The organism is Pseudanabaena sp. 'Roaring Creek' (genome assembly GCF_001402795.1).
In the GTDB taxonomy this organism is placed as follows: Bacteria; Cyanobacteriota; Cyanobacteriia; order Pseudanabaenales; family Pseudanabaenaceae; genus Pseudanabaena.
Genome location: NZ_LIRE01000021.1, coordinates 1 through 7,718, shown reverse-complemented (window position 1 = coordinate 7,718; position 7,718 = coordinate 1). Strand labels below are relative to the sequence as shown.

Annotated in this window: 5 protein-coding genes; 4 read left to right on the top strand and 1 reads right to left on the bottom strand. The window is 43.6% G+C overall.

The window, feature by feature from the left end; all coding sequences use genetic code 11:
* The first annotated feature begins 119 nt into the window (after positions 1 to 119).
* Together AC805_RS00595 and AC805_RS00590 are read left to right on the top strand one after the other, a co-directional pair.
* Positions 120 to 1,394 carry a murein transglycosylase A gene (locus tag AC805_RS00595; RefSeq protein ID WP_055073611.1) on the top strand — a complete coding sequence of 425 codons (1,275 nt, stop codon included), beginning with the start codon at positions 120 to 122 and terminating at the stop codon, positions 1,392 to 1,394.
* Between the two features lie 76 nt (positions 1,395 to 1,470).
* Positions 1,471 to 1,731: a hypothetical protein gene (locus AC805_RS00590; protein ID WP_055073610.1), complete on the top strand. Its 261-nt coding sequence runs from the start codon at positions 1,471 to 1,473 to the stop codon at positions 1,729 to 1,731.
* A 114-nt stretch (positions 1,732 to 1,845) separates the two neighbouring features.
* Here AC805_RS00590 and AC805_RS00585 read toward each other — a convergent pair whose 3' ends face one another.
* Positions 1,846 to 3,678, bottom strand: a complete 1,833-nt coding sequence (locus AC805_RS00585) for a SpoIIE family protein phosphatase (RefSeq protein WP_055073609.1) — start codon at positions 3,676 to 3,678, stop codon at positions 1,846 to 1,848.
* 225 nt (positions 3,679 to 3,903) lie between these two features.
* Here AC805_RS00585 and AC805_RS00580 point away from each other — a divergent pair, with 225 nt between their 5' ends.
* Positions 3,904 to 6,438, top strand: coding sequence for a glycogen/starch/alpha-glucan phosphorylase (locus AC805_RS00580; RefSeq protein WP_055073608.1), 2,535 nt, complete (start codon positions 3,904 to 3,906; stop codon positions 6,436 to 6,438).
* Positions 6,439 to 6,525: 87 nt separating this feature from the next.
* Positions 6,526 to 7,539: a 2-hydroxyacid dehydrogenase gene (locus tag AC805_RS00575; RefSeq protein ID WP_055073607.1), complete on the top strand. Its 1,014-nt coding sequence runs from the start codon at positions 6,526 to 6,528 to the stop codon at positions 7,537 to 7,539.
* The last annotated feature ends 179 nt before the right edge of the window (positions 7,540 to 7,718 follow it).

The window sequence follows — 7,718 nt, the reverse complement described above, 5'->3', positions numbered from 1 at the left end:
ATAGGTAAGGATGGGCGGCGCGAAGCGCCGCCCATCCTTACCACCTAAATTCTTGAGATAACTGGTATTGCCAAGAATAAGACTGTAAATTAAATTTTTTAACGAGGAGTTCTATAAGGGTGACTGGCTCTAAAAACGATCGCATTCATGCCCATAGTCGATTACACCGATCGCCACAATATCAAAAATCGGGGAGACAGCAAGCCTTTGCATGGCAATCGGCTCTATATCGAGGCGGGGATATTTTATTTGCAACTTGTGTGGGGTTAATTTGTGCAGTGCCACCCTGCTATATGCAGACAGATTTTCAAGCTCCTCTCGAAGCCGCCGAACTCAAACTAGCACAGGCGGTTGTGCCAATATCACCTCGCGCAGTTAATCCCCTTACTGTCGATCTAACTGACGATCTGTTGGAGAGCGATCGCCCTAATCTCCTCCAAGCGATCGACTATAGCATCCAATATATCCGCACCCCATCGGCTGCTAACCGCTACCCTGTGGCGGGAATTAGTCAAGATCTGATGGAGCGGAGCTTAGTCAGGTTTCGTCGCCTCGTACAGGTATCGCGTACTGCTAAGGATCTACAACAGGCCGTAAGTCGCGAATTTGATCTCTATCAGTCGGTCGGGCGTGATGGAAGTGGTAGCGTTCAGTTCACGGGCTATTATGAAGCCGTATACAAGGCTAGCCGTACGCGCAATGCTGAGTATCAATATCCTCTTTATCGCTTACCCCCCGACTTTGACCAATGGCAGTCGCCCCATCCCACCCGTGCGATGCTCGAGGGTAGCAAGCAATTAGCGGGGTTAGAAATTGCATGGTTAAGCGATCGCTTTCAGGCTTTTTTGGTTCACGTTCAAGGTTCCGCCAGATTTGAATTACCCGATGGAAATTTATTAACCGTTGGCTATGCTGGCAAAACCGATCAGCCCTATCGTTCCGTTGGGGCAGAGCTAGTCAGAGATGGAAAAATGCGCCTTGAGGATGTGACTCTGCAAACCCTGATCGCATATTTTCAAAAAAATCCGCAAGACTTGGTCATGTATCTCAATCGTAATCCCAGCTTTGTCTTCTTTCGGGAAACGAATGGAAGACCAGCGACGGGTAGTCTCGGCTTGCCTGTAAGTGCCGAGCGATCGATCGCGACAGACAAAAAGATCTTCCCATCGGGAGGACTTGCCCTGATCCGCACCACAATTCCCTTGGAAAATCCCATGACGGGTAAACTGGAATTGCGCCAAACTCAACGGTTTGTTCTCGATCAAGATACTGGTGGCGCAATTCGTGGGGCGGGACGAGTCGATATATTTATGGGAACAGGCGATCGCGCCAAGCAAAGAGCAGGGCTAATAAAAGACGATGGAGAATTATATTATCTCGTGCTAAAGCAATAGCCTCCCGCAACTAATTTAGAATTGCTATATCGCAACTTATAGACAGAAATAGACAGAGAATAGACAGAAAAAAGTTATGCCTCAAGTCAATCCTTTTACGATCAGAATGCAAATTACGCGAATGTTCGAGCAAGGTCAATCGCTATTTGCAGACCTAAAAGTCCAAGACTGGCTCAAAGAACGCAATCATAATCCCAAAGACTATATGATTCGCTTCCATCGCAAAATGGCGGCTGTTGGCTCAAATTCTTCTGTAGTAGTAGAGATAGAACTTACCCGCAAGGATGGACAACCCGTTGATGAATGGTTATTGCAAGAGGTCAATCGCCAAAGCTAACGTTATTGCAGTTTTCATTTTGCCTACGGCAAAATGAAAACTCAAAACCCTTACTATGACTATTTTTTGTTTTCAAATGAGTATGCATTCATTTGAAAACAAAAAATAGTTTTTTTAGATTTTGCGCTTCATGACCACGAGAGTTATGTCGTCATATACTTTGCTAGAACCGATAAATTCGCGGATATCAGTTATCACAGCCTCTCTAATTTGATCGACAGAATTTCGGTGGAATTTACCGATCGTATGAATCAATCTATCAAGTCCATACAACTCCTTAGTACTATTCTCCGCTTCCGTAATACCGTCAGTATATAAAACAACTACATCGCCTAGATTTAAATTTATAGCGGTCTCAAAAATAAATTCAGAGATTTCATCGGTTAAGCCAATGGGAAATCCTAAGGCATCTGTATCAATTATCTCTACGTCTCCACTATCTCGAATCACGATTACACTTTCATGTTGTCCGCTCAAATGCAGTACGTGATCGTGGTAATCAATCAGAATTAGACTCAAACTCTTCTCGCAATTCATACGCTGAAGATTTTCATAAATAGTATGATTGATCGTAGATAAAAAATTGACGGGATTCTTTTCTCCATTAATGAGCAAGGTTCGGATCGCCGTTTGCAACATGATCATGATTACTCCGCTTTCTAAACCATGACCCGTAACATCACCGATCCCTATTTTTATATGTCCATTTTGTTGTAAAACATCGTAATAGTCACCACCCACCTCATCGGCAGGTTCCATAAATCCTACAATATCTAATTCTTTAATAGTATTCAACTCTTTTGTCCTAGGCAGTATCATCTTCTGTAATCGTCGAGTAACTGCCAACTCCGAACTCATTCGATAATTTTCTACGGTTAATTGCTCATTTAAAAATTTGATTTCTCGATTAGCTTCTAATAACTCACTCGTTCTTGTTTGGATAATTTCTTCTAAATCCCGATTGATAAGATCTAGCTGAGTGTAAGCTTTATCCTTAAGAATAACTTGCTCTTGTAATTCCTGCGAATTGCGATTATTTTCTTCCGCAAGTACCAGAACCATTAATGTGGTAATTAAAATTACCCCCATGAATAGTTGGAGGAAGATCAAAGAGTTCATCTCTTGAGAAATCTTATAAAAGCTACCGAACTTATAGGAGGTACTTATAGCAGCAATCATGGCAGTAAATGTAACTGTCAGGGTTGTGATTTTGGAACCAAATCGGAATGCTGACCATAGTAACGGTGGCAACAAAAAATACTCAAGGGGCTGATTTCCGAGGATCGTAAAATAGGATGTTATGCCTAAGATCGACAAACATAAAAACAACTCTTTACTATTAGATCTAAAGCTCCATTTGTTATTAGTAATAGGTGTTATTGTTGATTGCTTACTCCACCATACAAATACCAAAGGTGCGAAGAGTAAGACTCCCATCGCATCTCCAACCCACCATCCCCACGCCACCTTCCAGTAAATATCCCATGTAATTAACCCTGCATAAGATACTATTAGAGTCCCTAATAATGCTTGGAGAATAGTTCCACTAAAGGTAGCTGCAAGAGCAAATCTCACAAAGTTTTTAACGTAACTTAGGAAATTATTCGTCTTGTTGAAAAATAAAATTAATGTGGTAGATGTCAAAGCGCCGATCATAGGTACCAATCCTGCCAGAAGGGCAAACAGAAAGGGAGCCTTAGAGACAAAAAAACTATTTAGGGCTGCCCCCAAAAATATTCCCCAACATCGCGATCGCCCCCTTGCTAACAAAGCTCCTACCGCAATGCCCGCAGGCGGCCAAACTGGGGAGCCTAACTGGGACTGGGGTAGCTGTAGCACCAAGGCACTAATCGCAAGGTAAAGAAATGCAACAATTAAACTGTCAATTAAATTGTCAATCCACCAAGAGGTGACGATCTCTTTTTTGATTTTTACAGGTACTTTCATCTTGAGGTGTCTCCAAGGATCTCCCAGCGCTAATGAGGCAGTTTTTTCACAAAAAAATTAGCTAATGTCAGGGAATCGTAAATATTATGCCCCTCAAACATAAATTATCAGTTAATAAGTGTTCAACATTCCAAAGTTTATGCTTGGATAGGACAGGGGCATTACCCTCCGCCTTAGGGTCAGCAGAACGGCAATAAGACAAAGTAACCATTCAGGAATAATTCTATGCAAACAAATGTTGCTAATCAAACCAGCAATATTACGGTAGAAGACGATCGCACAGGTTTAAGTATCGAAACCCTCAAGCGGGCCTTTGCCGATAATCTGTTCTACATACAAGGCAAACTCGCTATTCTCGCCAATTTTACCGACTATTACATGGCGTTGTCTTATACAACCCGCGATCGCCTGTTGCAACGTTGGCTTCAAACCCTCAAGGTCTACCACGAGCAAGACATCAAGACCGTTTACTATCTCTCCGCCGAATTTCTGATGGGGCGACACCTCGGTAACAGCTTGATCAATCTCGATCTGTACGAATCCATTGAACAAGCGGTCAGAGAGTCAGGGCTGGATCTCACCGAAATCCTAGAGCAAGAACCCGACCCAGGTTTAGGCAATGGTGGACTGGGGCGCTTAGCTGCTTGTTTCCTCGATTCCCTTGCCACCTTAGAAATTCCTGCAATGGGCTATGGCATTCGGTACGAGTTTGGTATTTTCAATCAATCGATTCAGCATGGTTGGCAGGTGGAGATCCCCGACAAATGGCTGCGCTGTGGTAATCCTTGGGAAGTAGTGCGCTACGAGTCCACGGTACAGGTCAAATTTGGCGGTCATACGGAAATTTACAATGACGATCGCGGTCGTCCCCATACCCGTTGGATCCCCAGCTTCACCGTCGAAGGGATTCCCCACGATACCCCAGTGCCTGGGTATCAAACCAATACCGTTAATACCCTCCGTCTTTGGAAAGCTGAAGCAGGCGAAGATTTTAACTTCCAAGCTTTTAACTCTGGCGACTATGACGGTGCGGTAGCGACCAAGATCAAATCGGAAACCATTTCCAAAGTCCTTTACCCCAACGACAATACCCCTCAGGGTCGTCAATTACGCCTAGAGCAACAGTTCTTCTTTGTATCCTGCTCGCTTCAAGACATCATTCGTCGCCACCTTAACAGATACGGTCGTCTGGATAATCTTGCCGATCATGCGGCGGTGCAATTAAATGACACCCACCCCGCGATCAGTATTGCGGAAATGATGCGCTTACTAGTTGACGAACATGGGCTATTCTGGGACGAAGCATGGCGGATTACCCAAAACACGTTTGCTTACACCAATCACACCTTGATGCCTGAAGCTCTAGAAAGATGGGGCGTACCGCTATTTGAGAGTCTTTTGCCTCGCCACTTAGAAATCATCTATGAAATCAACCATCGTTTCATGCAAGATGTGCAGACTTGGTTCCCCGATGATGATGAATTGCTATCACGCCTATCTATTATCGAAGAAGGCGGTGGTAAAAAAGTCCGTATGGCAAACCTTGCAACCATTGGCAGCCATGCTGTAAATGGGGTTGCGGCGTTACATACTGAGCTACTCAAGCAAGATGTATTAAAAGACTTCTACAAGCTATGGCCAGAGAAGTTTAACAACAAGACCAATGGGGTTACTCCTCGCCGTTGGGTATTGCTAGCCAATCCTGCCTTGTCGGGACTCATTACCGAAAAAATCGGCGATACATGGCTGAAGCATTTGGATGAACTCCGTAAGATTGAAGCATTTGTCGACGATCGCGATTTTCGCGATCGCTGGCGACAAATCAAGCAAGCGAACAAGCAAAAACTCGCCGACTACATTCGCTCTCACAATGGTGTCGAAGTTGATGTGAATTCCATCTTCGATATTCAAGTAAAACGGATCCACGAGTACAAGCGCCAACATCTCGATTTGTTGCATATCATTGGGCTATACCTGCGCATTAAACAGAATCCCAATATCGATATCACACCTCGGACGTTTGTTTTTGGCGGTAAGGCTGCCCCTGGCTATTTCATGGCGAAATTAATCATTAAAGCGATTAATGCTGTGGCTGATGTCGTCAATCGCGATCCCGACGTTCATGGCAGAATTAAGGTGGTCTTTTTGGCTAACTTTAGTGCGTCACTCGGACAATTGATTTATCCTGCGGCCGATCTCTCCGAACAAATTTCTACAGCAGGGAAGGAAGCTTCTGGAACTGGCAACATGAAATTTACGATGAATGGAGCCTTAACGATTGGAACTTTAGATGGAGCCAATATTGAGATTCGCGAAGAAGTTGGGGACGATAACTTCTTCCTCTTCGGTCTTACTGCCTCTGAGGTTGAAGAGATGAAGTCTCAAGGATATAATCCTCGTGACTACTACGACAGCAATGAAGAACTTCGCAATGTACTCGATCGCCTTGCCATGGGATATTTCTCTCCAGGCGAGAGAGACTTGTTCAAGCCTTTAGTCGATTCACTTTTGCATCGTGATGACTATATGTTGTTGGCTGATTATCAAGCCTACGCAGATTGTCAAGCTAAGGTTAGCGAAGCTTATCAGGATGTTGAAAAATGGACGACAATGAGCATTCTCAATGTTGCCCGTTCTGGGAAGTTCTCTTCCGATCGCACGATTAAGGAATATTGTGATGAGATCTGGAATGTGAAACCAGTGAAGGTAGAATTACAACCCTACGATCCCGCTAAGGCAACTATTAATGTCGGTAGTTAACTTTTAGCCCGTTCTTAGAACCGCAAATAATAAAGGCTCGCTAGGCGAGCCTTTATTATTTTTAGAAAATTTTGACTTTATATAATTATGAAAATTGCTTTTTTTAATGCCAAATCTTACGATCGCGATTCTTTCAATCTTGCCAGTGAAAGATTTCAGCATGAAATAGTTTTCTTTGAATGTCACCTCAGTAAAGAGACAATTTCCCTCGCGATCGGCTTTCCTGCAATCTGTATTTTTATTAACGACTATCTTGATGCCGAAATGCTCGAAATTTTGGCTAAAGGCGGTACAAAATTAATTGCTTTACGTTCGGCTGGATTTAACAATGTGGATTTAGCAAGCGCATCAAACTTGGGAATAGCGATCGTCAGAGTTCCTGCCTATTCTCCTTTTGCAGTTGCCGAACATACTGTAGCTTTAATTTTATCGCTCAATCGTAAAGTGCATCGAGCCTATAATCGCGTTCGCGAAGGAAATTTTTCGATTGAAGGATTGCTTGGTTTCGATCTGCATGGCACTACGGTGGGAGTAGTCGGAACGGGAAGAATTGGGGCGATTTTCGCGCAAATTATGAAGGGCTTTGGCTGTACCTTGATCGGCTATGATGCCTATCACAATCCCAGTTGTCTCGATCAAGGCATGACCTATGTTTCTTTACCTGAATTGTTGGCTCAATCTGATATCATCTCGCTCCATTGTCCGCTCACTCCTGATACCTATCATCTAATTGACGATCGCGCGATCGCGCAAATGAAAACTGGCGTAATGTTGATTAATACAAGTCGCGGAGGTTTGATTGATACGCAAGCTGCGATCGATGGATTGAAATCTGGCACCATTGGTTATCTGGGCATAGATGTATACGAACAGGAGTCAGACCTATTTTTTGAAGATCTATCGAATCGGGTAATTCAAGATGATACTTTTCAGCGCCTCCTAACTTTTCCAAATGCGATCGTTACGGGGCATCAGGCATTTTTTACCCGTCAAGCCTTGGCGAATATTGCGGATACCACGCTCTCAAATATCGCAGAATTTGAGCAAAATGGAACTTGTCTCAATGAAGTGAAAGCCGAAAAAGCGATCGCCGCTAAATAAGTTCTAGAATCGCATATTGTTCTTAACGCAGGCAACACGCAAAAATCAATCCTTGGGTTTTCAAACTAGAGTGCTTTGCGCTGTAGTTTTTATAGCCACAGTCACTTGAATTAAGACAAATCAGAACCCAAGAATTAATTGGCGGCGCGAAGCGCCGCCAATTAATTCTTGGGTTTTAT